The organism is Myxococcales bacterium (genome assembly GCA_016720545.1).
Classification (GTDB): Bacteria; Myxococcota_A; Polyangia; order Polyangiales; family Polyangiaceae; genus JAAFHV01.
Map to the genome: position 1 here is coordinate 171,957 of JADKKK010000007.1, position 26,741 is coordinate 198,697.

General features: G+C 71.2%; 25 protein-coding genes and 1 tRNA gene. 13 read left to right on the forward strand and 13 right to left on the reverse strand.

Annotated elements, in window-relative coordinates:
* Window positions 1–61: 61 nt before the first annotated feature.
* From IPQ09_16485 to IPQ09_16495, 3 genes are all read left to right on the forward strand, one after another.
* On the forward strand, window positions 62–826 hold the full coding sequence (locus IPQ09_16485; GenBank protein ID MBL0195790.1) for a fumarylacetoacetate hydrolase family protein: 765 nt from the start codon (window positions 62–64) through the stop codon (window positions 824–826).
* Window positions 823–1,701, forward strand: coding sequence for an SUMF1/EgtB/PvdO family nonheme iron enzyme (locus IPQ09_16490; GenBank protein ID MBL0195791.1), 879 nt, complete (start codon window positions 823–825; stop codon window positions 1,699–1,701). The genes IPQ09_16485 and IPQ09_16490 overlap by 4 nt, the downstream gene beginning before the upstream one ends.
* A gap of 107 nt (window positions 1,702–1,808) precedes the next feature.
* A complete protein-coding gene (locus IPQ09_16495; protein MBL0195792.1) occupies window positions 1,809–3,047 on the forward strand; it encodes a competence/damage-inducible protein A in 1,239 nt (412 codons plus the stop codon).
* A gap of 3 nt (window positions 3,048–3,050) precedes the next feature.
* On the opposite strand, the gene IPQ09_16500 is transcribed toward IPQ09_16495, so the two are convergent.
* Both IPQ09_16500 and IPQ09_16505 read right to left on the reverse strand, forming a co-directional pair.
* The gene (locus IPQ09_16500) at window positions 3,051–4,496 is read right to left on the reverse strand and encodes a hypothetical protein (protein MBL0195793.1); all 1,446 of its coding nucleotides are present in this window, start codon (window positions 4,494–4,496) and stop codon (window positions 3,051–3,053) included.
* Window positions 4,493–5,155 (reverse strand): ribulose-phosphate 3-epimerase, encoded by a 663-nt coding sequence (locus IPQ09_16505; protein MBL0195794.1) that lies wholly within the window; start codon window positions 5,153–5,155, stop codon window positions 4,493–4,495. Before IPQ09_16505 ends, IPQ09_16500 begins: the two co-directional genes overlap by 4 nt.
* A 126-nt stretch (window positions 5,156–5,281) precedes the next feature.
* Between IPQ09_16505 and IPQ09_16510 the strand changes: the two genes are divergently transcribed.
* Together IPQ09_16510 and IPQ09_16515 are read left to right on the forward strand one after the other, a co-directional pair.
* The gene (locus IPQ09_16510) at window positions 5,282–5,731 is read left to right on the forward strand and encodes a GNAT family N-acetyltransferase (GenBank protein MBL0195795.1); all 450 of its coding nucleotides are present in this window, start codon (window positions 5,282–5,284) and stop codon (window positions 5,729–5,731) included.
* Window positions 5,732–5,771: 40 nt separating this feature from the next.
* Entirely contained in the window at window positions 5,772–6,293 is a 522-nt protein-coding gene (locus IPQ09_16515) for a cyclic nucleotide-binding domain-containing protein (protein ID MBL0195796.1), read from the forward strand.
* Between the two features lie 14 nt (window positions 6,294–6,307).
* On the opposite strand, the gene IPQ09_16520 is transcribed toward IPQ09_16515, so the two are convergent.
* The 4 genes from IPQ09_16520 to IPQ09_16535 all read right to left on the reverse strand — a co-directional run bounded on the left by IPQ09_16520 (window position 6,308) and on the right by IPQ09_16535 (window position 12,713).
* Entirely contained in the window at window positions 6,308–7,411 is a 1,104-nt protein-coding gene (locus IPQ09_16520) for a hypothetical protein (protein ID MBL0195797.1), read from the reverse strand.
* On the reverse strand, window positions 7,408–9,414 hold the full coding sequence (locus IPQ09_16525) for a hypothetical protein (GenBank protein ID MBL0195798.1): 2,007 nt from the start codon (window positions 9,412–9,414) through the stop codon (window positions 7,408–7,410). Before IPQ09_16525 ends, IPQ09_16520 begins: the two co-directional genes overlap by 4 nt.
* A complete protein-coding gene (locus IPQ09_16530) occupies window positions 9,404–10,588 on the reverse strand; it encodes a glycosyltransferase family 2 protein (GenBank protein ID MBL0195799.1) in 1,185 nt (394 codons plus the stop codon). The genes IPQ09_16525 and IPQ09_16530 overlap by 11 nt, the downstream gene beginning before the upstream one ends.
* A gap of 70 nt (window positions 10,589–10,658) precedes the next feature.
* Window positions 10,659–12,713 carry a hypothetical protein gene (locus tag IPQ09_16535; protein ID MBL0195800.1) on the reverse strand — a complete coding sequence of 685 codons (2,055 nt, stop codon included), beginning with the start codon at window positions 12,711–12,713 and terminating at the stop codon, window positions 10,659–10,661.
* Window positions 12,714–12,789: 76 nt separating this feature from the next.
* On the opposite strand from IPQ09_16535, the gene IPQ09_16540 reads away from it, so the two are divergent.
* From IPQ09_16540 to IPQ09_16565, 6 genes are all read left to right on the forward strand, one after another.
* On the forward strand, window positions 12,790–13,365 hold the full coding sequence (locus IPQ09_16540) for a class I SAM-dependent methyltransferase (protein ID MBL0195801.1): 576 nt from the start codon (window positions 12,790–12,792) through the stop codon (window positions 13,363–13,365).
* The gene (locus IPQ09_16545; protein MBL0195802.1) at window positions 13,347–14,063 is read left to right on the forward strand and encodes a class I SAM-dependent methyltransferase; all 717 of its coding nucleotides are present in this window, start codon (window positions 13,347–13,349) and stop codon (window positions 14,061–14,063) included. Before IPQ09_16540 ends, IPQ09_16545 begins: the two co-directional genes overlap by 19 nt.
* A gap of 143 nt (window positions 14,064–14,206) precedes the next feature.
* A complete protein-coding gene (locus IPQ09_16550) occupies window positions 14,207–14,980 on the forward strand; it encodes a class I SAM-dependent methyltransferase (protein ID MBL0195803.1) in 774 nt (257 codons plus the stop codon).
* Between the two features lie 41 nt (window positions 14,981–15,021).
* A tRNA-Lys gene (locus IPQ09_16555) sits at window positions 15,022–15,094 on the forward strand.
* 111 nt (window positions 15,095–15,205) lie between these two features.
* The gene (galE, locus tag IPQ09_16560; GenBank protein MBL0195804.1) at window positions 15,206–16,183 is read left to right on the forward strand and encodes a UDP-glucose 4-epimerase GalE; all 978 of its coding nucleotides are present in this window, start codon (window positions 15,206–15,208) and stop codon (window positions 16,181–16,183) included.
* 32 nt (window positions 16,184–16,215) lie between these two features.
* Complete coding sequence (locus IPQ09_16565) at window positions 16,216–16,704, forward strand: rhodanese-like domain-containing protein (GenBank protein ID MBL0195805.1); 489 nt, start codon at window positions 16,216–16,218, stop codon at window positions 16,702–16,704.
* A gap of 18 nt (window positions 16,705–16,722) precedes the next feature.
* On the opposite strand, the gene IPQ09_16570 is transcribed toward IPQ09_16565, so the two are convergent.
* The 7 genes from IPQ09_16570 to IPQ09_16600 all read right to left on the reverse strand — a co-directional run bounded on the left by IPQ09_16570 (window position 16,723) and on the right by IPQ09_16600 (window position 22,669).
* Window positions 16,723–18,207, reverse strand: a complete 1,485-nt coding sequence (locus IPQ09_16570) for a protein kinase (GenBank protein ID MBL0195806.1) — start codon at window positions 18,205–18,207, stop codon at window positions 16,723–16,725.
* Window positions 18,208–18,284: 77 nt separating this feature from the next.
* Entirely contained in the window at window positions 18,285–18,761 is a 477-nt protein-coding gene (locus tag IPQ09_16575; GenBank protein ID MBL0195807.1) for a cyclic nucleotide-binding domain-containing protein, read from the reverse strand.
* Between the two features lie 93 nt (window positions 18,762–18,854).
* On the reverse strand, window positions 18,855–19,676 hold the full coding sequence (locus IPQ09_16580; protein MBL0195808.1) for a sigma-70 family RNA polymerase sigma factor: 822 nt from the start codon (window positions 19,674–19,676) through the stop codon (window positions 18,855–18,857).
* A gap of 235 nt (window positions 19,677–19,911) precedes the next feature.
* Window positions 19,912–21,165: a radical SAM protein gene (locus IPQ09_16585; protein MBL0195809.1), complete on the reverse strand. Its 1,254-nt coding sequence runs from the start codon at window positions 21,163–21,165 to the stop codon at window positions 19,912–19,914.
* 67 nt (window positions 21,166–21,232) lie between these two features.
* Complete coding sequence (locus tag IPQ09_16590; protein MBL0195810.1) at window positions 21,233–21,586, reverse strand: hypothetical protein; 354 nt, start codon at window positions 21,584–21,586, stop codon at window positions 21,233–21,235.
* Between the two features lie 67 nt (window positions 21,587–21,653).
* Window positions 21,654–22,241 carry a regulatory protein RecX gene (locus IPQ09_16595; GenBank protein MBL0195811.1) on the reverse strand — a complete coding sequence of 196 codons (588 nt, stop codon included), beginning with the start codon at window positions 22,239–22,241 and terminating at the stop codon, window positions 21,654–21,656.
* Between the two features lie 44 nt (window positions 22,242–22,285).
* Entirely contained in the window at window positions 22,286–22,669 is a 384-nt protein-coding gene (locus IPQ09_16600) for a hypothetical protein (GenBank protein MBL0195812.1), read from the reverse strand.
* A gap of 887 nt (window positions 22,670–23,556) precedes the next feature.
* On the opposite strand from IPQ09_16600, the gene IPQ09_16605 reads away from it, so the two are divergent.
* Both IPQ09_16605 and IPQ09_16610 read left to right on the forward strand, forming a co-directional pair.
* Window positions 23,557–24,834: a hypothetical protein gene (locus tag IPQ09_16605; GenBank protein ID MBL0195813.1), complete on the forward strand. Its 1,278-nt coding sequence runs from the start codon at window positions 23,557–23,559 to the stop codon at window positions 24,832–24,834.
* A 113-nt stretch (window positions 24,835–24,947) separates the two neighbouring features.
* Entirely contained in the window at window positions 24,948–26,645 is a 1,698-nt protein-coding gene (locus IPQ09_16610; GenBank protein MBL0195814.1) for a DUF4215 domain-containing protein, read from the forward strand.
* Window positions 26,646–26,741: the final 96 nt, after the last annotated feature.

A 26,741-nucleotide genomic window follows, 5' to 3' on the forward strand; every position in this document is an offset into this window, starting at 1 on the left:
GCGAGGCGCCTTGGGACCAGCCGCGCGTGTCCTCGGGCGCGCGATTTGGTACACCGTGGCGATGCGCGTCGCGGTGCTCGATCAAGGAAGTGGCCCCTCGTTCTATCGGCTCGACGACGACGCCTGGGCGACGGCTTTCGACGGGTCGCCGTTCGAGGGAGGCCTCCTCGGCGAGCGGCGCGTGCGCTGGCTCCCGACCGAGCTTCGGGCGCCGGTCCGACCCTCCAAGGTCGTGTGCGTGGGCCGAAACTACGCGGCGCACGCGAAGGAGCTGGGCAACGAGGTGCCGAAGGAGCCGCTGCTCTTCCTCAAGCCCCCGAGCGCCATCATCGGGCCGGGCGAGCAGATCGTGCGGCCGCGCGCGAGCGAGCGGGTGGAGCACGAGGCCGAGCTCGGGGTGGTCGTCGGGCGGCGCGCGCGGCGCGTGTCACCCGAGGAAGCGCTGGGGTACGTGTTCGGGTACACGTGCGTGTGCGACGTGACCGCCCGCGACCTCCAGCGGAAGGACGTGCAGTTCACCCGGGCGAAGGGCTTCGACACGTTCTGCCCTACCGGGCCGTGGCTCGAGACCGAGCTCGATCCGTCCGACCTCGCCGTGCGCTGCCTCGTCTCCGGCGCGCTCCGCCAGTCGGGGCGCACGTCGCAGATGGTGTTCTCGGTGGCCACGCTGCTCAGCGCCATGAGCCACGTCATGACCCTCGAGCCCGGCGATCTGCTGGTGACGGGCACGCCCGAGGGGGTAGGGCCGCTGGCCGCGGGCGACGAGCTCGTGGTGGCCATCGACGGCATCGGAGAGCTGCGCGTCGGCGTGCGCGACCAGGCGTGACCGCGCCCTCGCAGCGCGCGCGCCTCGTCGCCGTGGGCGTCGTGTCGCTCGTGGGCATCGGGCTCGCCGTAGTGGTCGCGGTGGGGCACTCCCCGGCTCCCGGCGCCTCGTGCGGCGGTGGCTTCTTCCCACGCGCCGCGCGCTGCTGCGTGGCGCCGACCGGCGCGTGCGGTGGCGGCGACGCGCCGTCCGGGCTGCCGTGCCCCACGCCGCTCACGCGCGGCCCGAGGGGCTGCGTGGGGGCGCCTCGCCGCGTGGCCATCCCCGAGACCGACGTGCTCGTGGGCCCCTCCGACTGGGAGGCCGAGGGCCGGGTCGCCCCGAGGCGCGTGCATACCGCACCTTTTTGGATCGACGCCTTCGAAGCGCAGGTGGACGAGCTCACCTGCCCGACCTGCCTCATGCCGCGCCCTGCGCTCTACAGGGCCGGCGATCCTGGGCGGGCGATGGGCGGGCTCGATCTCGCCACCGCGCGGGCGCACTGCGCGGCGAAGGGCGGGCGTCTCCCCACCGACGACGAGTGGCTCGTGGCGGCCGGCGGCGCCCGGCCGCGTAGGTACCCGTGGGGCGACACCGGCGCGGTGTGCCGGCGGGGCGCGTGGGGCACCGCGCGGGGCCCGTGCGCCACGGGCGGCGAGGGCCCCGACACCGTGGGCGCGCACGTCGACGGGGACAGCGACCTCGGCGTGCACGACCTGGCGGGGAACGTGGCCGAGTGGGTCGAGACTCCGAGCGGCCAGCCGCGCCTCCGCGGCGGCTCGTTCGCCACGTCGCTCGCCACCGAGCTGCGTACGTGGGCCTCGCGCGACGTCGGCCCCGACGCCCGCGACGACGCGGGGGTTCGCTGTGCCTACGACGCCGCACGCGGGCGATGACCGGTGCGGTCGACGGCTGCGACATCCGCGACGTCCGCGACATCAGGTAGGGCTTGCCGTGGCGCCCCGCCGGGCACAAACCTCCGGGCTCACCGAGAGGGCCCCCTATGACGTGCGCAGTCTTGACCATCGGCACCGAGCTCACCCGCGGCGAGCTCGTGAACGGCAACGCCGCCTGGCTCTCCGAGCGGCTGACCGAGCTCGGCTTCGAGGTGGGCGAGCACCTCGTGATCCCCGACGACCGGACGCGCGTGGTCGGCGCGCTGAAGCGCATGGCGGCCGGGTTCGAGCTCGTCGTCGTGACGGGGGGGCTCGGCCCGACCACGGACGACCTCACCACCGAGTGCGCGGCGACAGCCCTCGGGGTTGGGCTCGTGCGCGACGAGGCGTCCCTCGCGCACATGCGCGCGCGCTTCACGAGGCTCGGTCGCACAATGAGCCAAACGAACGAAAAACAAGCAGATTTTCCGGAAGGGGCCGAGGTGCTGGCGAACCCCGTGGGCAGCGCCGCGGGCTTCGGGATCGTGCTCGACGGGTGCCGCTTCTTCTTCATGCCCGGGGTGCCGAGCGAGATGGAGCGCATGTTCGAGGTCGAGGTGATCCCCCGCGTCCGCGCCCTCGCCCCGGCGGACACCCACCAGATCAGCCTGCGGACGTTCGGCATGGCGGAGAGCGTCATCGGCGAGCGGCTCGCGGGGATCGAGGCGGGCTACCCCGGCGTCACCCTCGGGTACCGGGCGCACTTCCCCGAGGTGGAGGTGAAGGTCCACGCGCGCGCCGACGCCGCCGTCGAGGCGCGGGCGCTCGCCGAGGCCGCGGCGGCCGAGGTCCGCGAGCGGCTCGGTGAGGCCGTGTGGGGCGAGGGGCGCGGCGCGTTCGCCGAGGTGGTCGCGCGGGCGTTCGTCGACCGGCACCTGACGATGGCGCTCGCCGAGAGCTGCACCGGTGGGCTCGTGGCGCACCTCCTCACGCGGGGGGCGGGCGCGAGCGCGTATTTTCTCGCGGGCGCCGTGACGTACGCCAACTCCGCGAAGACCACGTTCGCGGGCGTCTCGCCTGACACGCTGGCCGCGCACGGCGCCGTCAGCCCGGAGGTCGCGCGCGAGATGGCCGAGGGCGTGCGCCTCCGGGCGGGCGCCGACGTCGGCCTCGCGATCACGGGCGTCGCCGGGCCGGGGGGCGGCTCGGTCGAGAAGCCCGTGGGCACGGTCTACCTCGCGGTGTCGACGGCGCGCGAGACCCGGGTCGAGCACCGGTCCTTCGCGCACGATCGCGAGCACGTCCAGGCGTACGCGGCGCGCTGTGGCCTCGAGCTCTTGCGCCGGGCCGCGGCCGAGCTCACGTGAGCCTCACCTGACCGTCGCGCCCTGCGCCAGCACCTCGTCGGCCCACTTTCGGGTCGAGGCGCACGTGGCCTTCGGCGTCCACACGGCCGAGACGCTGCGCTCTGCCGGCCCCGCGAGGAGCGCGAGGGCGCGCCCGCGTCGCGCGAGCGCGAGGGGCCCGAGCGCCGGCCGCTCGACGCACACGAAGCTCGCGTCGTTCGCGCCGATCCGTCCGGCCGAGCCGCCCGGGCCGGCGATCCCCGCGATTCCAGGCTTCATTTTCTCGAAGGCCCGCTTCGCGAAGCCGTCGCCCGCGGGGCCGTCTTTGTCGTACACGACGAGCTCGGCGTTCGCCCACTCGGCGCCCCGCGAGAACACGCCGGTGCGATCGCCACCCCAGCCCGCGGCCGCGGCGCGCGCGTCGGCCGGGCGCGCCCACTCCTCGAACGCGATGAGCAGCCCGCCCTCGCCGGTCGTGTCCTCGTCGACGCGGGCGAACCCGGGGCCGAGCGCCGTGGCGGTGGGCGCGGGCACGACCAACGCCGGCTCGTGGGACGCCCACTTCGCCGGGTGGAGCACCTGTTCGGTCGACGTGGGCAGGCTCCTCCAGGCCTCGTCGACCCGCGCGAACCCACCCTCGCGACGGAGCGCGTGCACGAACAACGTGCCCTCGACATAGGGAAAAACGAGGGTGCTGCGCAGAAAACGCGGCGCGTTCGCGGCCTCGCCGACGTTCATGGCGTTCATGAGCATGTTCGTGAACATGGCCTCGGGCAGGTCGAGCGCGGTCTGACCCTGCGGGCGCATCATCACGTCGAGCATCGCGCTCGTGGCGTCGCCCTCGGCCAGGAGGCTCCCGGCCATGACCTGATCGCTCATCCCGGGGTGGTAGCCGGAGCGCTTCTTGAGGTCGAAGTGCTGGTCTTGGAGGGCGTGGACGAGCTCGTGGGAGAGCGCGAGCTGCGCCGTGTCGCCCGTGAGGTCGGCGGCCACGTACATCGTGCCCGTCTTCGGCTCGTAGAAGCCGTCGAGCTGCGCCTCGAGCAGGGCCGACAGCTCCTTCAGGTAGTCGAAGGGCGTCGGCGCGAAGCCCATGAGCTCCACGACGCGCGCGTCGCGCTCGAGCGCCGCGGGCGGATATTCGTCGTTCGCCTTCCGGCGCACGGCGGCGACGAGCTCGGTGCGCTCGAGCACCACGCCTGGCACCGGGCGAAGCGCCGCGAGCCCGCGCGCCTCGCTGGCGCGTCGCAAAATGGCCGCGATCCGCTTCTCCTGTGGGGAGGGGCCCGGTGTGCCCGCGCGCGCGGCGCCGGCCGGCGGGACCGCGGGATCGGCGCTCGGCACCGCAGCCGGCGGCGTGGCGCGGGGGGTCAGCGCGGGGACCCGCGGCCCATCGCACCCCGCGAGGCCCGCCCACGAGGCGGCCGCGAGGCAGGCCCACCACCGAGCCCTACCCGCGGCGCGGCTCATGCCGGGCTCCGGAGCGCGGCGATCGCCTCGGCGTAGCTCGGCGCGGAGAAGACGGCGTTGCCCGCCACGAGCACGTCCGCGCCCGCGTCGACCACTCGCTGGGCGTTGCCGCGGTGCACCCCGCCGTCGACCTCGAGGTCGATCGCGAGGCCCTGCGCGTCGATGAGCCGGCGCACGCGCTCGATCTTTGGCAGCGCCGGCTCGATGAAGCTCTGCCCGCCGAAGCCCGGGTTCACGGTCATCACCAGCACGAGATCGGTCACCTCGAGGACGTAGCGTAGCGCGTGCTCGTCGGTGCTGGGGTTCAGCACGACGCCCGCGCGCTTCCCCAGGGAGCGTATGTGCGACAGAGTGCGATGGAGGTGGGTGCTCGCCTCAGCGTGCACCGAGATCGTGTCGGCTCCTGCCTCGGCGAAGGCCTCCACGTAGCGTTCGGGCTCCACGATCATGAGGTGGCAGTCGAGCGGCAGCCTCGTCACCTTGCGGAGCGCCGCCACGACGGGTGGGCCGAGCGTGATGTTGGGGACGAAGCGCCCGTCCATCACGTCCACGTGGATCCAGTCGGCGCCGGCCGCCTCGAGCGCCCGGACCTCCTCGCCCAGGCGGGCGAAGTCGGCAGAGAGGATCGACGGGGCGACTCGCACGCGCGCACGGCTCATGTCCCGTGGTTCGCAGCCCGCGACCGCTGCGTCAAGCGCGGCGTGGCGCGCGCACGCGCGAGGCGCAGTTTCTGCGTGGGTCGCTCGGCCTTGCGTCGCGCAGTGAATGGGTCGAACCTGTGCGTGATGCAGACGCGCGAGATCACCAAGGCGTACTTCGACGAGATCGTCGAGGTGATCGATCGCTGGTGGGGGGGGCCCATCGGGACGTTCGCCCACCCCATCTTCTTCTACGAGCTCGGCGACCACGCCCTCATCGTGGAGGAAGACAACAAGATGATTGGCTTCTTGCTCGGCTTCATCGCGCATCGACCCGTGCGCACCGGCTATGTCCACCTCGTGGGCATTCACCCCGACTACCGCCGCCGTGGGGTCGGGCGCGTGCTGTACGCCGAGTTCACCGAGCGCTGCCGGCGGGCCGAGTGCGAGCGCATGAAGGCCATCACCACCCTCGGAAACGAGGGCTCGATTCGGTTCCACGAGGCCGTCGGCTGGGAGACCGAGGCGATTGACGATTACGCGGGTCGCGACCGGAAGCGCCTCGTGTTCACCAAGGTGCTCGGCCCGAGCGCCTGATGTCGAAAGGAAGCCCGTGACCGACCGCTCGTCTTCACGCATGCTCGTCGCGCCACGCGTCGACGCTCCCGTCACCCCCGCCCAGCTTCGCGAGATAGGCCTCTTCGGCGCGCTCCCCGACGACGTGCTCGAGCACCTGTGCGGCACGCTGAAGACGCTGCGGGTCCACCCGGGCGACGTCATCTTCCGCGAGGGCGAACACGGCAGGGAGCTCTACGTGGTCCTCGAGGGCGAGATGGAGGTCATGAAGAAGAGCCGCCGCGGCCGCGACACCCGCGTGGCGATCTTCGGGCCGAACGACGCGTTCGGCGAGATGTCGATCATCGACCTCCAGCCGCGCTCGGCCAGCGTGCGCTCGCTCGGCCAGGCTCGCCTCCTCCGGGTCTCGTCGGAGGACATGGACGCCCTCTACCGCTACGACCTGAAGGCCTACACGCTCATCGTGCTGAACATCGCGCGCGAGATGTCTCGGAGACTGCGCGTCACCGACGGCCTGCTCGCCGACTTCGCGTCGAACCTCCTCGACGAGTACGTGGTGGCCGAGCCGCGCGCGAAGGCGTGAGGGTCCCCTGAGGGCTACTTCGCGGGGAGCGGGAGGGGGCGCTCGCCGCGGAGTGAGGGGACGATCACGCGCTCCGAGAGGGCGCGCGAGAACTTCACCGAGCCTCCCTCGAGCAGGTGATCGCCGTCGCCGAAGTCGGAGTTCACCAGGCCGGGAAAATCGTTGAAGTTCACGAGCTCGGTGCCGTGCGCGCGGGCCTCGGCCTCGAGGGTCGCGACGTACTCGGGGTAATACCCCGCGGCGTCGTTGTTGCGGTCGAGCTGCCTCGCCTGCGGAGTGCCCACGATCGCCACCTTCACGCCCGCGCCCTCGAGGCGGGCGAGCGCGCGCGAGAAGTAACGCATCGACCCGCCGCGGTCGAAGTGTTTGGGCGCGTAGAAGTTCGGGCGATAGGCCTCGGCGCGCCCGGTGGCGCGGACGTTCTGGGTGTACGGGTCGACCGACCCGCCGAAGCTCACCCAGCCCTGACGACCGGGGTCGGCGTAGCCCTGCGGCGCCACTCCGCGGAGCACCTGGTTGAGCACGTGGGTGCGCGCGCCGTAGCTCTGAAACATGCCCACGGTGAGGTCGGTGAAGGCCTCCTCCGCGTCGCTCGCCGCGAAAAAAAGGCCCAGAGCGTGGCGCGGGCGCACGGCGGAGATCCACTTGGCCGAGGAGGGCACGCTGGTCGTGGGGCAGCACGTCCACTCGATGGGGCTCATGCCGAACACGAACAGGGCGGGGCGCTTCAGGCCGGGCCGGAGCACGTCCTCGACGGTGAGCAGGTAGCCCGGCAGATCGCCCGCAGGCACACCGAAGTTGTAGACCGACACCGGGTGGCCGACCGCCTGCGTGGCGAGCCGACTCAGCAGCGGGGTGTTGGCCCCGTGGTACACCCGCGAGCTGCCGACGACCACGACGTCGGCGCCGCCGCCTCGGGCGTAGTCGGCGACCTTGGTCTGGTAGGTGTCGGTGGGGACGATCGCTGCGGGGAGCGGCGAGCGCCGATAGGCTTGTTCACCCGCGAAGAGGGCGACCGCGAGCACCGCCGCGGACACGAGGAACGAGGCGGGCCCCTGCGGCGCCGGTCGCTCGCTCGTGGCGTCCGTCGCCTGGGCCGCTGCGGTCTCGCGGGTCATGGGGGGCCACCGTACCCGAGGCGACGCCCCACGCGAAGTCCGCCGCCCGAATCTGCCGAAGGGGCGGGCCGGGCGTACAGTGAGGTGGTCGTGCTGAACGAGAAGAAAGGGCCCACCATTCGCCACGCGCGGCGCACGTCTTGGTGGTCCCAGCAGTTGCTCCCGCACACGAAGTGGCCGGCGCCGCTCGCCTCGAGCGCGGGAAGCATGGCGCGCGCCTCCCGCACGTAGACCACCTCGTTCGAATACGAGTCGTTCCACAGCGGCGCTATCGCCTGGAGGCCGTCGGTGTAGGCGACGATCGAGCCAGGGCCGAAGTCGAGCGCGCGAATGCGCCCGCCCGTGAGCGTGGTGGGAGCGCCGTGCTCCGGCGCCACCTCGCGGTCGGGGTAGGGCACCTCGGCCATGTCCTGCACGTCCGTGGGGAGGAGGTAGCAGCGAGGCTTCTCGAGGTGCAGCGTGACCACGGCGAGGAGGCAGGCGCCCCCCGACAGCGCCGCGCCCCAGCGAGTGGCGCCCAGCGCCTCCGTCGCCGCGCCGATCGCCGCCGCCAGCAGCACGAGGAGGACGCCGTGGTAGCGCGCGAGGTGGAGGTAGTGGAGCGTATGCCAATGCGCGCCCGCCACGACGCCCGCGAAGAGGAGGAGGACCGAGCCGCGGAGGCGGTGGGCGGGGAGGCCGAGCGCCGGGGACAGCGCGAGACGCATACCGAGGAAGAGCAGCGCGACGCAGCCGAAGGGCACGAGCACGTACGCGACCGCGTAGCCGTAGTTGTAGGCGGACGCCGCCTCCCTCGCCGTGTGGGGCAAGACGAAGAACGGATAGTTGTATCGGCCGTCGCCGAGCGGCTGCGCCAGCGCGTTCTTCCACACGTCCGCGAAGGGTTCGAGTACGGCCTCGTCTTCGAAGGGCTTGCCGAGCCCGGCCCAATCGATACCCAACGACGGCACGGAGAGGGGGATCGGGAACACCGGATTTCGGTAGTGGATCCAGTTCCGTGTGAGGGTGTGGGCGGCGAGGGCGAGCGAGCCGGTGAGGGCGAGCGCGCTCTCCGCGGCGCCCCGCGCTCGCGAGGGCCGCTCGTACGCGTAGCGGGCGGCGACCCCCGCCATGGTGAGGCCACCGGGCAGGTACATCGTGGCCTTGGCGCCCATCGCGAGGCACATGGCGACGGCGACGAGCCAGAGGTGCGCGCGCGTGAGCTCGCGCGTCGAGGCGAAGACCCACGCCGCCACGAGGAGCGCGAAGACGTGTGTGTCGATGTAGGTGGTGCCGAGCTGGATGAAGAACGCGGGGACGAGCAGGATCGCCGTCGCGAAGCCGACGCGCTGATCGACGCGTGAGCTTACGCGCCCGAGCAGCGCGTAGAGCGCGGGCCCCGCGCCGAGGAACGCCAAGCTCGCGGGCAGCTCGACGACCCGGCGCCCGCCGTAGAGCGCGAAGAGCACCTGCAGCATTTCGCTGGCGCGGGGGTTCGCGTTCACGACCTCGAGCTCGACCGGGACCGACACCCAGGCGAAGCCGCGGTTCTGGATCGTGAAGCCCACGATGGGCTCGTGGTACCAAATCGAGTCGAAGCTGCGCCACGTAGGGGCCCAGTACGCCGCGTACATCGAGAAGAGCCCGTACCCGGCGGTCGCGAGCGCGACGAGCGCGACCGGCGCGTTCTGCTTCAGCGCCTCGCGGAACACGGCGACAGGCACCGCCACGAGCTCCTTCGCGAGCGCGACGCCCTCCTTGCGGAGGCCGTTGGCCGCGAGGGTCGTCGCGGCCGTGATCACGATGATCGCCACGCCCAGCGAGGTGCGAGTGAGGGCGTTGGCGGCCCCGAGCAGGAAGATCGGGGCTACGGCGACGACGTTCGCGACGAGCGCGACCGCCACGATGCGCTCTCCGCGGCTCGGGAGGCGGAGGCGCGACACAATCGCGACCGCGACGTAGAGGATGCACGCCGAGATGGGCCACAAGAGCGCCATCGGCGGGCGGAGGGGATCAGTCATCACCGCGCGCGGCACGCGCCTTGTGGCCAGCCTGGGCCGTCAGCGCGCTCCCCATGAGGAGCCCCGCCAGAATGCACTGAAAGCCCATCGCCATGAGCAAGATGCCCGCGAGCGTGAGCCGGGTGAGGCCTGGCGTGATCTCGCCGCGGTGGGTCGCCAGCCAGTGGCCGAGGACGTAGCCATCGCAGGCGAGGCCCGCGAGGAACAGCGCCGCGCCGAGCACCACGCCCTTGTCGAACGTGAGCCAGTCGACGAGGGGCGAGTGGCGCTTCGGCTCCGGCATGACCGCGTAAATCGCCACGCCCATGGACGTGGCCGAGAGGCCGAGCTGGCTCAGCGTGAGCCCCAGGATCATGAAGTGAAAATCGAACCGCACGCCGCCAAGGGTGAACGGACCGAACAGCTGACTCACCACCAGCGCGAGGCCCACGCCGAGGAGCACGAGGCCCGGCTGGGTCATGGTCTTGTTGGGGGCGTACCAAAGAAGAAGGCGCAGGTGGCGCCAGCCGTCGCGCCAGGGGCGCAGGTGCGGGGGCCTGTCGCGCTTGTCCTTGTGGAGGGTGATGGGCACCTCCACGATGTTCACGCCGGCCTTCGCGGCCTTCACGATGAGCTCCGAAGCGAACTCCATGCCCGGAGAGATGAGCCCGAGGCCGAGCACCATCTCGCGCTTCATGCACCGCATGCCGGAGTTGCAGTCGGTGATGCGCGTGTCGAACAGCCAGTTCAGAATGCGCGTGAGCACCGGCGTGCCGAGGTGCCGGTTCAGGAAGGGCATGGCGCCCGGCATGATGGTGCCGCGGAGGCGGGTGCCCATGACGTAGTCGTGGCCCTCGCGGGCCTTGTCGATGAACCGCGGCAGCTCGGAGAAGTCGTAGGAGTCGTCGGCGTCGCCCATGAGCACGTACGCGCCCCAGGCGTTCTCGAACCCGTACTTCACGGCGGCCCCGTACCCGGGCGTGGGGCACGCGACCACGCGCGCGCCCGCCGCCCGCGAGATCGCGATGCTGCCGTCGGTGCTGCCGTTGTCGCTGACGAGCACCTCGCCGCGGATGTCGTGCTCCTTCATCGCCCGCAGCGCCTTCTCGATGCAGAACGTGATCGTCTTCTCCTCGTTCAGGCAAGGGATGACGACCGAGAGCTCGAGCGGCTGTTCTGGGTCTGGCGGAGTTTCCACGGCGAAAAGCGAGCGGACCATAGTCGCGTTCGCCTGTTTCGGGAACCGAAACGTGGAAGTCGCGCCCGCCTCAGCGCCGCCGGTACACCACGGAGAAGCGCTCGGCCTCGAGCCACCCGACGAGCACCCACCGCGGGTTACCGGCGACCTGCCTCCCCAGCACCGTGCCCCTGCCCGCGCACACCCACTTTGCGCCGATCGCCTCGGCCTTCCCGAGGGGGTCCCGCTCGGCGCCGAGCCACGCGACGTAGTTCGAGTACTGGTTGTTCCAGAGGAGCGAGACGAAGTGCAACCCGTCGAAGCCGACCACGTCGCCCGCGTGGATCTCGGCCTCGCGCGCGAGGCCGGTGGCCTCGTGGAGGGGCGCGCCGAGGCGCTCGGCCACCTCGCGCTCGGCGGAGGGCGTGCGCCAGAGCTCCTTCATCTGGTCGGTGGTGAGCCAGTATCGGCGCGCCGCGGGGGTCCACAGCGTCATCATGATCGCGGTGAGCTGGAGCATGAGCGGCAGCCCCTCCGAGAAACGTCGGAAGCGCGCGTGCGAGCCCACCCACGCGAGCAGCCCGAACAAGAGCCCCACGAGCGCCGTGTGGTACCGGCCGATGTACACCGCGGGCGAGGCGGCGTACGCGAAGAGGACGGGCACCGCGAGCATCGCCGCGAGGCGGGTCCGCGTCGCGCGCGCGTCGTTCACCGGGCGCTTTCGGAGCCTCCAGACGAGGTCTCGGAGGAGCACGAGCGCGACGACGACGCACACCAAGAGGCCCACGGGGAGGGCGAACCAGCTTACGCCGGGGCCGTAGTCGGCGATCTGCCAGGAGTGATCGCCCCAGGTGTTGGACCACGGGGGCGCGATGATCTTCTCGTACAGATCGCTGGCGTCGACGTTCGCGTTGACGCGCTGGGTCGTGGGCAGGTCCGGGTCGAACAAGACCGCCATGCCCTTCCAGTGAATCCCGAGGGAGGGCACGTCGACCGAGAGGTCGGGCCACACCGGGTTCCTGAAATAGATGTAGTTGCGCAGGTGCGTCTCGCACACCATGCCAATGAGCAGCGTGCTGCCGAGGGCGATCGTGCCCGCCGTGGCCTTGCCGCCGAGCTCGCGGCGATTGGCGATGAGCCTCGCGAGGAAGAGCAGGGCGAGGAAGAAGCCGGGAATGAGCAGGAAGGTCTTCGCGCCCACCGCCATCGTGAGCGCGACGATCGCGAGCCACGCGGTGCGGAGGGTCAGCCGCTCCTCGGTCGCGTAGAACGCCGCCGCCACGAAGAGCGCCGCCGCGTGGGGGTCGACCATGGTGCTCTGGAGGAGGCGCGCGTTGCCCGGGACGAGCAGGAACGCGATGGACCATGCGATCGCGGTCACGCGGTCACGCGTGTAGCGGCGAGTGAGCAGGTAGACCGAGCCCACGAGGATGGGCGAGTAGAAGAGGTTCGACGCCTCGACCATCGGCCTCCCCGCCCACATGGCGAACCAGAGCTGGGACATCTCACCGAGGCGCTGATACCCGTTTATCTTCTGGAGGTACTCGGGCAGCGGGACGATGGAAAACCCGTGGTTTTGTAGGGTAAACCCCACCATCGACTCGTGGTACCAGGGGCCGTCCCAGTCGCGCCACGTGGGCGCGTGGACGACGGCGATCGCGGTCCACACGAGAAACCACACGGCGAACGCGAACCCGATCGAGGTGAAGCTGGCCGTGCGGACCGTGGCCCAGGCCGCCCGGAGCGGCAGGAGCAGGCAGTCGAGCCACGCGCGCGCGAGCGCCTTCGGCCGCAGGCCGCGGTGATACGCGAACCCCAGCAGCCCGACCGAGAGCACCACGACCGTCCGGCCGAGCGTCGCCCGGGTGAGCACGTTCGCGAGGCCGAGCACGTACACGGGCCCCACCAGCAGGGCGTTCAGCACGACCATCGTCGCGACCAGGCGCTCGGCCGGGCTCTGCGCGGGCGCGTCGGTCTCCGCGGGCTCAGGCTCAGCAGGCGCAGCGAGCGCGGCAGGCTCGGGCGGCTCAGCCTCGGCCGCCGCGGCCTCGTCGTCCTCGCCGACCGCGGTGCCCTTCAGGACACGCGTCGCCGTCGCGAGCGAGGCCGCGAAGGCGAGCGTCGTCAGCAGGGCGAGCAGGACCATTCGGCGCGCAAGGTACCCCACTCTCCGTCGCGGTGGAACGCCGCGCGCGGCGCGGGCCGTGCTATGAGGGCCACCGATGAACCCCTATCGGCGACGCATCCTGGACGAGATCGTCCCCTGGTGTCGGCTGTTCGCGCCGGTCGATCGGTGGCTCGACTTCGGCTCGGGCGACGGCTTCTTCGCCCAGCAGATCGCGGCGAAGGGGCTGGCGCGCGAGGTGGTGCCCGTCGACGTGCTCCGCCGCGAGCGCGTGCTCATCGAGCCGGTCATGTACGACGGAGTCACGCTGCCATTCGAGGACCGCTCATTCGACGTGTCCTCGGCCTTCGACGTGCTGCACCACACGCCGGATCCGGAGGCCAGCCTGCAAGAGATCTTGCGGTGCACCTCGCGCTTCTTCCTGATAAAAGATCATACCTATCGCACGAAGCTCGGGTGGCTCGCGCTCGGCGTCCTCGACGAGATCGGCAACCGCAAGTTCGGCGTGCCCAGCAACTACCACTACCAGCGGCGGTTCACGTGGGACCGGGTGCTCGAGCGAGCCGGCTTCGCGCGGCGCATCCACCTCCACCCCATGGCCGTCAACCGCGGCCCCGTGGGGCTCGCCACGAACGGTCTCCAGTTCCTCTCGCTATGGGAGCGCGCGTCCTGATGGACGAGGGCGCTGCGCGGCTCGATCCGCCGCTCTGGGACCACCAGCGGCACGTGCTCCGGGCGCTCGCGCGCTCGATCCGCGAGCACCTTCCGCGGCTCCGCCTCGCGCCGGGCGCGCGCGTGGTCGACCTCGGCTGCGGCGACAAGCCGTACGCGTCGCTCTTCACCGCCGCGGGAGCTGCGTACGTGGGCTGCGATCTCGGCGGCGACGCCGACGTGATCCTCACGCCCGGCGAGCCCGTCCCGCTGCCGGACGCCTCGGCCGACGCCGTGGTCTCCTTCCAGGTGCTCGAGCACGTGTGGGACGTGGACACCTACCTCGCCGAGGCGCGGCGCCTCCTGAAGCCGGGCGGCAGGCTCCTGCTGTCGACCCACGGCACCTGGCTCTACCACCCTCACCCCACCGACTTTCACCGGTGGACGCGCGAGGGGCTCGAGCGCCAGCTCGCGTCGTCGGGCTTCGTCGTCGAGCACACCGACTCGCTCGTGGGGCCGCTCGCTTGGACGACCCAGTTTCGCCTCCTCGGCCTGCGGCACGCCCTCGCGGCCGTGCCCCTCGTGGGGCGCGCCCTCGTGCCGGCCCTGGCGACGGCGATGAACGTGCGCATGACGCTCGAGGACGCCATCACGCCTCGGGCGATCTTGCGCGACAACGCGGCCGTGTACCTGGTCGTTGCCCGGCCCGGCGCGGCCTAGGCGCGCTCCGTGCACACGGGAGCGCGAAGAGAGCGTGAGCGGCGCGAGAAGCGTGAGAAGCGTGAGAGCGGCGTGAAGGCGCGAGCCACGGAGAACGGAGCAGCCCGATGAGCACGAGTGGAACGCGAGCCCCCCGCAGTGTGATGAGCCGCCTCTTGCCGCGCAAGGCGAGCGACTGGGTCCGTCAGGCCGTCGAGCAGGTCACCTATCCGCCAGATTTCCGCCCCGCCGACATCGCCCTCTGCGAGGCCGTCGCCGACTTCACCATGACGAGCCCCGAGCGCATCCTCGCGCTCCACGACGCCGTCCGTTACCTCGTGCAGAACGGCATCGAGGGCGACGTCGTCGAGTGCGGGGTGTGGCGAGGCGGGAGCATGATGGTCGTCGCGAAGACCCTGCTCGCCTTGGGCGACGCTCGCGATCTCTACCTGTGCGACACGTTCGAGGGCATGAGCCCCCCCACCGAGCACGACCGCGCCTTCGACTCGCGCACCGCGGAGGAGATGCTCGAGAAGACCAGCCGCGAGGCGGGGCGCTCCGCGTGGTGCATCGCGGGGGAGGACGACGTCCGCCAGAACGTCTTCAGCACCGGGTACCCCTCTCGCCGTGTGCACTTCGTGCGCGGCAAGGTCGAGGACACCCTCCCCGAAGCCGCTCCGGAGCGCATCGCGCTGCTCCGCCTCGACACCGACTGGTACGAGTCGACCAAGCACGAGCTCGAGGTGCTCTACCCGCGCCTCGTCGAGGGCGGCGTGCTGATCCTCGACGACTACGGCTACTGGCAGGGCGCCCGCAAGGCCGTCGATGAGTACTTCGCGGGCCCGGAGTTCGGCACGAACCGTCCGCTCCTCCACCGCATCGATCTCACGGGCCGCATGGTCGTCAAGCGCACCCACGAGGCGCCGATCGGTTTTTGATTGACACCCCCGGCTGCAGGCGGTATCCACCCGGCCCTCTCGGGCGAATAGCTCAATTGGTAGAGCAGTGGACTCTTAATCCATTGGCTGACGGTTCAAGTCCGTCTTCGCCCACTCTTAGGAGCTCAGCCTCGGCTGGGCTCCTCTTTTTTTGCGCGCACTATTTCTAACCCGCGGCGCCACGCTGGCCCGGCCGGCGCGACCGCCGGTGGTACGCTGAACGCGATGGCGAGCATCCTGGTCACGGGAGGCGCGGGCTACATCGGCTCGCACATGGTCAAGACCCTGATCGCGGCGGGCAGGGAGGTCGTCGTCCTCGACGATCTCTCGAGCGGCCACGAAGACGCCGTGCACCCGAAGGCCCGCTTCGTGCACGGCGACATCCGCGATCGCGCGAAGGTCGCGGCGCTGGTGAAGGAGCACCGGGTCACGGGCGTGGTCCACTTCGCCGCGAAGATCCAGGTCGGCGAGTCGATGGTGAAGCCGCGCGTGTACTTCCAGGACAACCTGGTGGCCACGCTCGCGCTCCTCGAGACCCTGCTCGACGAGCGCGTGGGCGCGTTCATCCTGTCGTCCACGGCGGCGGTGTACGGCGATCCCGAGTACACGCCGATCGACGAGGCGCACCCGAAGCGCCCCGTGAACACCTACGGGGAGTCGAAGCTCTTCATCGAGCACGCGCTGCGCCGCTACCACGACGCCTACGGGCTGAAGTACGCCGCGCTGCGCTACTTCAACGCGTCGGGCGCCGATCCGGCCGCGGGCCTGGGTGAGCGCCACGATCCCGAGACGCACCTCATCCCGCTCGTGCTCGACGCGGCGGCCGGGCTCCGCAAGGACATCGGGGTCTTCGGCGACGACTGGGAGACGCGCGACGGCACCTGCGAGCGCGACTACATCCACGTGCTCGACCTCGCCGACGCGCACCTCGCGGCCTTGGGCCACCTGGAGTCCGGCGGTGGCTCGGGGGCTTACAACCTCGGCACCGGGCGCGGCACGACGGTGAACGAGATCATCGCCTCGGTCGAGCGCGTCTCCGGGCGGCCCGTGCCTGTCGTGGTGCGGCCGCGTCGCGACGGGGATCCGGCGGTGCTGGTCGCGAGCGCCAAGAAGGCCCTCGAGACCTTCGGCTGGCAGGCCAAGCGCACGAGCCTCGACGAGATCGTCGGCGACGCGTGGGCGTTCCACCAGCGCGCCCGGTGAACCCATTTCGGCGGCTGCTGGCTCTTCTGCACATGCGATCTGCCGTGAAGGTTCGTCGACGCGCGCTACTCTTGGGGGTCGTCACCATGGGCGCGGGGGTGAGCGCGGGGGCGGGCCTCCTCGCGTGCCGCGACGCCGGACCCTCTTCCGCGTCTGGGCCGATGATGGCGCCCGCCACCCTGGCTGCCCGGGTCGACGAGGTGAAGTCGGGGAAGATCGCGGTGTTCTACGTGGGGCCGCGCGCGCTGTTCGGGCGGGGCCGCGTGCCGGGCGCCAAGGCGCTCTCCGAGGTCGACTCCGAGGAGGGCCTCGAGAAGCTGAAGGCCGCGCTCAAGGCAACTCCGGAAGGTACGGAAATCGTTGTTTATTGTGGCTGTTGCCCCGTCCGCAACTGCCCCAACGTCCGGCCCGCCGGCGAGGCGGTGAAGGCGCTTGGCCGCAAGAACGTGTTCGTCCTCGACCTGCCGACCCGCTTCTCCACCGACTGGGCCGACAAGGGCTACCCGGTGGAGCGGAGCTGAAGACTCGGACGGCGCCGCTCAGGCCCGCGCGGTCGAGCTCGCCTCAATCGTGACCGACCACTCGGCGATCGCCGCGCGCAGGTGCTGGAGGCGTCGCGACTTCGCTCCCGCGGCGTCGGCCTCGTCGCGCTCCTCCATGAGGACCGCGAGCCGCTTCGTCGCGCAGCGGAGCTGCCGGATGCCCGCCACGGCCACCATGAGCTGCACGTGGGCGGCGACGGGGCTCGCGGCGGCGAGGAGGCGCTCGAAGGCGTCGCGCTCGAGCGCGAGGACGGTCGTCGCGGTCCGCGCTCGCACCGAGGCCGCGCGCGGGATGTCCTCGATGAGGGCGATCTGGCCGGCCAGCTCCCCCGGGCCGATGAGCGCCAAGTCGGGGCTCGCGTCGTCGGCGACCACGTCGATCGAGAGCTGCCCCGAGACGACGAGGAAGGCCGTGGTCGCGTGCTCGCCCTGCGCGAACAGCGGCGCACCGGCGGCGTAGCGATGGGGGGTCACTCCGCCGAGGAAGGTCGCGAGCTCGGCGTCCGAGCAGCCGTCGAGCCAAGGGATCGCCCGGAGGTCGGCCGCGCGCAGCGCGCAGGGGGCCATCGGCAGCGCGCTCGCCGGAGGCTCGTCGGCGGTGACCCGCCACGAGGGCTTGGGGCGGAGGTGGCTGAGCGAGGGGACGCGCACCTCGCTCTGGCCGGGCAGGCCGAGCTCGCCGACCCACTTCGCGCGCACCTCATCGGTGCAGAACGGCAACAGCGCGCGCCCGAAGTCGGCCATCGAGGCGAAGCGCTCGTCGCGAGACGTGGCCATGGCGCGGAGCACGACGCGCTCGAAGCCGGCGGGCAGCTCCGGCACCAGGCTGCACGGCGCCTCAGGCCGCCCGTGCATGATCTCCGCCATCAACATGAAGAGCGAGGCGTCGGAGCGAAACGGGAGCACGCCGGTGCAGAGCTCGTAGAGCGTCACGCCGAGGGAGTACTGATCGGCGCGGCCGTCGAGCTCGCTCGCGCGCTGCACCTGCTCTGGCGACATGTAGTACGGCGTGCCGAGCACGAGGCCGGCCTCGGTCAGCGCCTTCTTCCGAGGCGCGGCGTTCTTGGAGATACCGAAGTCGAGGAGCACGGGGCGCTCACCTCCGCGCGCGTCGGTCGCGAGGAAAATGTTCTCGGGCTTGATGTCGCGGTGGACGATGCCCGCGGCGTGCGCGGCCGCCACGGCGGACACGAGCGGCAGGGCGAGATCGGCCACGGCGCCCGCCGGGAGGCGGCCCCGCCGGGCGAGCAGCGCCGCCAGCGTCTCGCCCTCGAGGTACTCCATGACGATGTAGGGGCGCCCGTCGAGCTCGCCCACGTCGGAGACGTCGACGATGTGGGGGTGACGGAGCGTCGCGGACGCCCGGGCCTCCGCCATGAAGCGCTCGACGTGAGGCTCGCTGAACACGAACGCGCCGTGCATCACCTTCAGCGCGACCGCTCGCCCTAGCTCGGCGTGGTGGGCGCGGTAGACCACGGCCATGGCGCCCGAGCCGAGCGCGCCGTCGATGATGTAGCGCCCGAAAGGCGTCCCGCTCGGGAGCTCGGTCGCCAGCGGGTTCAGGCGATCCGTCCCGCGCGCTCGAGCTCGACCTCGATGAGCGCATCCATGCGCCGCAGGCGTCGGGTCACGTCGCGAATGACAGCCCAGGTGACGGCCGCCGCCGCGCTAGGCGAGTGGGCGCGCAGGGCTTCCATGCCGTCGCGATCCAGCTCGTAGTAGGTCGCGGACGTGATGGCGCGCACCGACGCCGAGCGCGGGGCTGCGTCGAGGAAGGCCATCTCGCCGATGACCTCGCCCGGCCCCATGCGGTTGATCTCGCGCTCCTCTTCGCTGTGCTCGCGGACGGTCGCTGCGAACGCCCCCTCGGCGACCAGGAGCATGGAGGCGCCGGGGTCACCTTGCCGGAACAACCACGCGCCCGCGTCGCACACGCGCACGCGGAGGCACACCGCGAGCGCGGTGAGCTCGTGCTCGTCGAGGCGACGAAACAGCGCCGTGCGCCGGAGGACCTCCTTGTCGGCACGCAGTTGCATGAGCCCTCAGGCTACCACTCGCGCGACCGCCCGCGCACCCATCCGACGCGCCACGGCGTGCAGGAGCTCCTCCTCGACGAACCAGGGTGTGCGTTAGCGGGGCGCGCCTGGAGCCGTGAGCTCGCCGGCCCAGGCCCGCACGGCGGCCTTGACCCGCGCCTGAACCTCCGGCGGCACCGCGCGGGTGCTCACGTGGCGGCAGGCGAGCAGGGCGCGTCGCAGCGCGTCGCAGGCGCTTGCGCACGCGGGGCAGGTCGTGAGGTGGGCTTCCATGGCCGCGCAGTCGCCCTGGCTGAGATCGCCCTCGAGCTTCCGCGACCACATCGCCGACACGTCCGGGCACGTGGAGGGCTTCGCATGCGCGGGCGCGGGCGCCTCGAGCAGCGGCCTCAGCTCGCGCCGGAGCGCATCGCGCGCGCGGTGCAGGCGGCTCTTGACGGCGTCGACCGACACCCCGAGGGCCTCTGCCGTCTCGGGGGCCGTGAGCCCCTCCACGTCGCGGAGCATCACCACCTCGCGGTGCTCCTCGGGCAGGGCGTCGAGCGCGCGGCCAAGCGCCTCGCCGAGCTCGTGATCGGCGGTCTCCGCCTCCGGGCTCCGGCCCGCGTGCGGCTCGTCGGCCATGCGGTCGTCGCTCACGGGAGGCTGGTTCTTCAGGCCACGTCGTCGCCGCGCGCAGGCGCTGCGCGTGAGGGCGAAGACCCAGCTCGTAAGCGAGGAGCGCCCCTCGAACTCCGCGAGGTGCTTCGTGACGCTGAGGAGCGTGTCTTGGAGCACGTCGTCGGCGTCGTGGGTGTTCCGGCACATGCGCAGGCCGAAGCGATGGATCGACGGGGCGACGCTCTCAAGCAGCTCCTCCAGCGCAGCCCGTTCGCCCGCCCGCGCCCGATCGATCAGCGACTGCGATGGCACCATCGGGCTTCTATTGTCGAACTCGGGCGGTGACCAGGGGACGACCGAAGCGCCCGCCCGCCCCGCCCCACGACCGGCCCCTTCAAGGCCCAGGTGGGCTCGAGTTCCCGCATCTGGGCAGAGCCCGGGCGCCGCCTCGGGGCCCGCCCACGGGAGGACCCCACCGCCGAAGCCCATCTCCGCCCCGCGGCACGCCCGGGGTGCCACGGCCTCGAGGGCGCCACCGCGCACGGCGCGATCAGTCGCCCTCGAGGAAGCCCTCGCCGCTGGCGACGATCTGCTCGGCGCGCCCGCGCGCCTCCCCAGGCCATGGCTCGGTGACACACGCGAAGCGACCGTAGTCGAAGGGCTCGCCCGGCGCGCGGGCCACCGGAACGATGCGCTCCCGGAGTCCCTCAGCCAGGAGCTCGAGCGCGCGATGGTGACAGTAAGGATTGTTGCCTATTCGGCTGAAGAGGACGTGGGCAGTCCATGAGCAGCCTCCGAGACACGCCTCGGCGTAGTAGCAGGTCGCGCAATAGCCCCACAACGACTCCACACCTCGGCCGCGGTTGAACTGCAGCGGCGCCGCGCGCTCCCACACGTCGCGCAGCGAGGCGTCGCGCACGCTCCCACCCACGTAGTCGCGAGAGGGGAGCGACGGACACCCCTTGATGGCGCCGTCGGCCTCGATGCCCATCCCGAGCACACCCGCGCTGCACGGCGAGCGGTGCGCCTCGGGCCGCAGCTCGTGCTCGTGCGGCCCGAAATACCCGATGTCGTTCCCCGGGAAGACCCCTACGCCCCGCGCCTTCGCGCGGCGCGCGATGCGCGCGAGCATGGGCAGCACCTCGATCACGCTGTACGGCTCGAGGAGCAGCTCGGGGTGGTCGGCCGCCCGCCCCATGGGCACGGTCATCGACACCTGCCACGCGCACACGCCGCGGTCCAGGAGCACCTGGAACATGGGCTCGATCTCGCGCAGCGCGGGCCGCGCGATCTGGGTGTTCGCGGAGACCCGAAGGCCCGCCGCGTGCGCGTGCTCGATCGCGGCGAGCGCGCTCGCGTAGCTGCCCGCTCGCCCGCGCAAGAAGTCGTGCGTCGCCTCGCAGGCGTCGACCGAGACGCTGAGCGTGGTCGCCCCAGCGTCTTTCGCGAGGCGAGCGCGCTCACGGGTGAGCCCTCGCCCGCCCGTCAGGAGGCCCACCTCGACCCCTCGCGAGTGGAGCGCGGCGATGACGTCGAGCCAGCCGTCGTGCAAGTACGCCTCGCCGCCGATGAGGGTCACCTCGCGTGCGCCGAGGTCGGCGATCTGCTCGGCGAGGCCGAGGGCCTCGGCCGTGGTGAGCTCGCCCCTCCTCGCCTTGCCCGCGCGGGAGCCGCAGTGCAGGCAGTTGAGATCACACTTGAGCGTGAGCTCCCACACGACGTACCCCGGACGCGCGGCGCGATCCGCCGGCCTCGCGGCCTCGGCCAGCGGCAGGTGCCGTCGCTGCGCGGGCGCGCTCGGCAAGACTGGGAGCCGCGCGACCCCCGACGCCGGTGAAGACGCGCGCCTGCGAGGCCCGGTCATCGGCGGGCTATTTGCGCGGCGCGATGCCGTAGCGCATGGCGGGGCGCACCGGCGGCTCCTGCGCGCCCATGACGGGCGCAGTCGGCGCGACCGACGCCGCGACGGCGGGCGCAGTGGCCGAGGGCGTCACCGCCGCGCCCGACGGCGCCGGGTCCGCCGAGGGTGCGGTCGCGCTCGCGGACGTGGCCGGCGGGGTCGGCACCTCCGCGGCGGGCTTGGGATCGCAGCCCCCGAGGGCGAGCGCCGCGGCGGAGAGGAGCGCCGCCGCCTGGGACGCGCGGGCGACACCGCAGAAGACGCACGCGGTCTCGGTGGAGCGCACGTGCCGGTGACACCGGGGGCAGGGGACGAAGGACGCCATCACCTGACGATACGGCGCCCGCGCGTCCGCACAAAGCGCCAGATGCGCGGGCGTCCGCAGGTTCTCGTCAGCGGGTGCCGAGCACCTTCCGCACGGCGTCGCGCGCGGCGTCGGCGGGGTGGCCCTGCCGCGCGAGGTAGGCGAACAGCTTCACGCGTTGCTCCTCAAGGGGTAGGCGCGCGAGGGCCCGGTGCTTGCGGCGCGCGGCCTGCTCGGCCACGTCGGCCTCGGTCGTCTCGGCCACCACGAGGGCGCGTCGGATCGCGGCGCTCGCCACCTCGCGGGGAACGCCGCGTGCCGCCAGGTCGTGCTCGAGCCGACGCCGCGAGCGCGCCTTGCCCATGAGCTGCGCGCGGGCTCGGTCCTCCGCGAACTTCGCGTCGTTGAGCAGCCCCGCCACCGTGAGGCGCGAGAGCACCGGTTCGACGTTCTCTGCGGGCTCGCCCTTCTCGAGCAGGCTCGTGCGCAGCTCGTGGACCGTGCGGGCGCGCAGCGTGAGCAGGCGCAGCGCCCGCGCGTACGTCTTGGCCGCGGGGTCCTTCGCGCTCGAGAACGTCAGCCGGTTCGGGTCGTCGGCCAACGCGCCCGCGGCGCCGCCGAGGGGCGCGCCGTCGACGCGCAGCACCCCTTCGCGGGCGATCGTCACGAGGCGCATGCGCGCATTCTACACGCCCGTGTGCTCCATGGGTACTCGGGCGTTCAGTGGAATGAGGCGTCCGCGATGAACGTCGCCTGCCCGCCGGGAAGGTCGACCGTCACCCGGCGGAGCCATGACTCTTCGAAGGTCACACCGGGGAGCTCCTGAAGAAGGTCCACGCGCGCGGGGGCGCGCCCAAGCCACACGATCTCGTCGGATCGCGCGCAGCGCAGCTCGCCCACGAGGACCTCGGGCACTCCGAAGCGGAGGAGGGCGTCGCACGCGCGCGCGATGTTCTCAGGTGCGGCGTCGAGCCACAGGTCGAGGTCCTTCGTCGATCGCGGGCGCGCGTGGAGCGAGACGGCGTGCCCGCCCACGACCAGGAAACGCACGCCGGCCGCCGTGAGCGCACAGAGAAGCTCGATCAAATCGCGGGGTAGGCTCATCGGGGTGGCTCAGGCTCCAGACCGTCTGCGAGAGCTCGACGCACGCCTCGAACCGCGCGACCGGGCCCGCGTCGTCCCAGAAGGCCTGGTCTGCCGCGTCGAGCTCTCGGTGGCTCCCCACGCGCCCCCCGGTCCATGTTGGCTTGGTCCCGGACATGACGAAAGCGTACCACGAGCCGAGGGGACTTCGCGCCGCCGCGGAACGATCCGCGCGGCCCCTGGTACGAAGGCCTGCTCTTACGAGCATGAGCCCGGAGGCTCGTGGGCTTCGGGAGCCTCGGGCGGGGTGAAGGCCGTCTCCGTGAAGGCCGCCCGAGCCTCTCGTGAGGCAGGTCCCTACGGGCCGTCGCGCCAGCGGTCCTCGCGAGAACCCGCGGCACCCGCCTGGAAGTGCTGGGTTCTCGCGAGAACCCGCGGCACGTGTCCAGAGGCGCCGGCGGCTCTCGTGAGGACGGCGGCACCCGTCTGGAGGCGCCTGGGTTCAGGTGCGCTCGCCACTCGCTCGAGCCGAATCACCGGTGAGCTACTCCACCGACTCCACCGCAGGCACGGGGCCTCCGCTCATCAGGACACTCACGGCGCTGCTGTCGTGGTCGGCCACCACGAAGTCGGGCCTTCCGTCCCCGTCCACCAAGGCCACTCGGATCGGGGTGCTTCCCGGAGCGGAGTCTACCCTTGGTGCGACGTCCCGGCTCCGCTGTTGATCAGCAGGCCCCTCCTAGGGGATTCCGACCGCGCAGGTCACGACGATCTGGGTGGGAAATCTGCTCTGCTTGGCCTCTCCTCTCGGAGGGGACGCCCGCGAATACGAAGGCCAGTTCGACCCGAAGCGCACCGGGCCGTAGGGCGCCGCCACACACGCACACACAAGCCGGCGAATCGCGCGTATGGAATCGATGAACTGCATGAATGTCGCGACGCTCGCTGTTGTCCTTCTCTTCGCAACGGCGGCCTGCTCGCGCAGCGAGCTTGGGCTTCTCGGGGGAGACCTGCCCGAAGACTCGGGCGGCCATTCCCCGCCGAAAGCCGGGGCGCCGGATGGCCCATCGGATGGCATGAGCGCCACACTTCCCGCCGACGCGGCCGATGCGGGACATACGTCCGATGCGGAGGTGGGCGGCCGGGCGTGGGTGTCCGTGAGCACCGCGGGTACGCACTCATGTGGCCGCACCGTCGAGGGCTCCATCTGGTGCTGGGGCTGGAACATCTATGGCACGCTTGGTGACGGCACCTACACCACGCGACTCTCACCGGTTCGAGTTGGCGCTGCGACCGACTGGATCGAGCTGAGGGCCGAGAGCCACGGCTGCGCCCGCAAGATCAATGGCATGCTCTTTTGTTGGGGTGGCAACAACCAGGGTCAGCTGGGCGACGGCACGCAATTTGATGATCGCCTTTCGCCTGTTCGAGTTGGCGTCGCAACCGACTGGACCGGGCTGGGGGTAGGCGGCAGCCACACGTGCGCTCGCAAGCTCGATGGCACGCTCTGGTGCTGGGGGAGCAACTCCGCTGGGCAGTTGGGAGACGGAACCACCACCGGGCGGCTCGCGCCCTCCAAGATGGGCGTGGAGACCGACTGGGTCGAGGTGAGCGGAGGGGGTGATCACACGTGCGCTCGTAAGCTCGATGGCACGCTCTGGTGCTGGGGCGGCAACATATCCGGTCGTCTCGGCGATGGCACCACCACCCGACGGCTATCGCCGGTTCGGGTCGGCGCAGATACCGACTGGGTCGAAGTGAACGCAGGCTTCGGCTTCACGTGTGGGCGGAGGCAGGACGGCACGCTCTGGTGCTGGGGCAGCAACGTCGCCGGTCAGCTGGGCGACGGAACCAAGACCCCACGGCTGTCGCCTGTTCGAGTCGGCACGGATACCGACTGGGTGCAGGTGAGCACGGCGGGCAACCACACATGCGCTCGCAAGCGTGACGGCACGCTCTGGTGCTGGGGACACAACGACGAGGGGCAGCTGGGCAACGGAACCACCGGCGAGCTCCTCTCGCCCGCGAGGGTCGACGATGCCACTGATTGGAGCGACGTGAGCGCCGGGACACATACGTGCGCCTGCAAGTTCGACGGAAGGCTCTTTTGCTGGGGGCGCAACACCGAAGGTCAGCTGGGCGACGGCACGACCATCAACAGGCACTCGCCCGTCCAGATTCCGTGAGCGGCAGCTTCACCCCAAGAGTGGGAGCGGAACGTCTCGATATCCTCCGAGCCGAGGCTGGAGGGCTGCCGCCCATGGAAGACAATGAAGCGACGCCACGTTATGGTGCCACGATGTCTCGGCTCGGCTCACTCACCTTCGTTCTCCTCGCGGCCACCCTCATCAACTGCGGAGGCCTCATCTACGATCCGGGGGTAGGCAGCGTGGGCGATGGCGGCGGGCGCGATGGCCACGACGGTGGCAGCGCCGCCGACGGGTCGCGAGATGCGGCTCCGGGCGACACCGGTCCCCATGACGCCGGCGCTCCCTCTCCGCGTGACGCAGCCCCCGCCGTGTGCGGCGATTCAGTGGTCGCGGTGGGCGAACAGTGTGACGATGGCAATCTCACGACGGGTGACGGCTGCAACGCCAACTGCCAGATCGAGCGCGGCTGGTCCTGCTCCGGTGCCCCCATGGTTTGCGACACCGTATGTGGCGACGGTATCGTCGCCGGCAGCGAGACGTGCGACAACGAGGGTGCGTGTCTGGGCACGTGCCGACGTTCGGCTTGGAGCAAGTCCTACGGAGACCAGTGGTACAAGCTCGCCACTGGGCTCGCGGTGGACACCACCGGAGCGCCGGTCGTCACGGGAACCTTCGCTCAAACCATCGACTTTGGAAGAGGCACTCTCACCTCCGCTGGCAGCAGCGACATTTACGTGGCCAAGATCGACTCGAACGGCAACACCGTTTGGAGCCGTCGCTTCGGGGGCACCGGCGACGATAGGTCCACCGCGATCGCGACCGACGCGGCCGGCAACATCGTCGTGACCGGCATGATGAGCGGCACGGTCGACTTTGGTGGCGGTCCGCTCGTGACCTCCGGCGTATGGGACGTCTTCGTTCTTCAACTAGACGCGAACGGAAATCACCTCTGGAGCAAGCGGTTCGGCGACGTAAATCAGCAGGAGGGGAACGCCGTCGCGTTCGATGCGACGGGCAACATCTTGATTGGGGGCATGGCCTCGGGCTCGCTCGATTTCGGCGGAGGGCCGCTTACCTCGTCTGGTTTCGCGGGGTTCGTTGCCAAGCTCGACTCCGCGGGAAACCACGTTTGGAGCAAGCACGTAGCTACGAGCCCGGAGAGCCGCGCGAGCGGGATCGCGTCCGGGCCCGCCGGCGAGGTCTTCGTGGTCGGAACATGCAAAGGAACCACGGACCTCGGCGAGGGGCCTGCTCCCGGGATTGGCGAGTCGGATGGCTTCCTCATCGCCCTCGACGCGAGCGGGCAGCATCAATGGAGCAAGAAGTGGGGAGCTTTGAACGGCTACCAGAGCGGAGCAGGCGTGACGGTTGACGCAGCCGGCGACGTCGTCGTCACGGGCGGCGCCAGCGGTCCCGCGGACCTGGGTACCGGCGTTTTGCTCGACAATGGCCTCTTGGACGTCATCATTGGGAAATTCAGCCCTGCTGGTACTCCCATCTTCGCTCGGCGCTTTGGCTCCCCTCGGAACGAGTATCCCGCCGGCGTCGCGACCGACGCGTCGAACAACGTCTTTGTTACCGGATATCACTCCGGCCCTGTGCCCTTCGGCACCGGCACGATCCCTTTCGCTGGCGGCACCGAGAACGCATTCGTCCTCGAGCTCAGCCCTTCGGGCACACCGCTCTGGAGCAGAGGGCTTGCGAGCTCGTCCAGGGCCCGCGGCCTGGGCATCGGCGTCGACTCGCTCGGGAGCGTGTTCCTTACGGGCGTGCTCGTCCAGGGCGTCACGATCGGGGCGACACGGCACTCGGGTGATGGAGTGTTCGTGGCGAAGCTCACTCCGTAGGGGATTCCGACTGCGCAGGTCACGATCTCCAACGGTGCGGACCCGACCGGGGCGGCGACGTGGGCGACGCCGCGACGTATCCGTACGGGTGCGCGA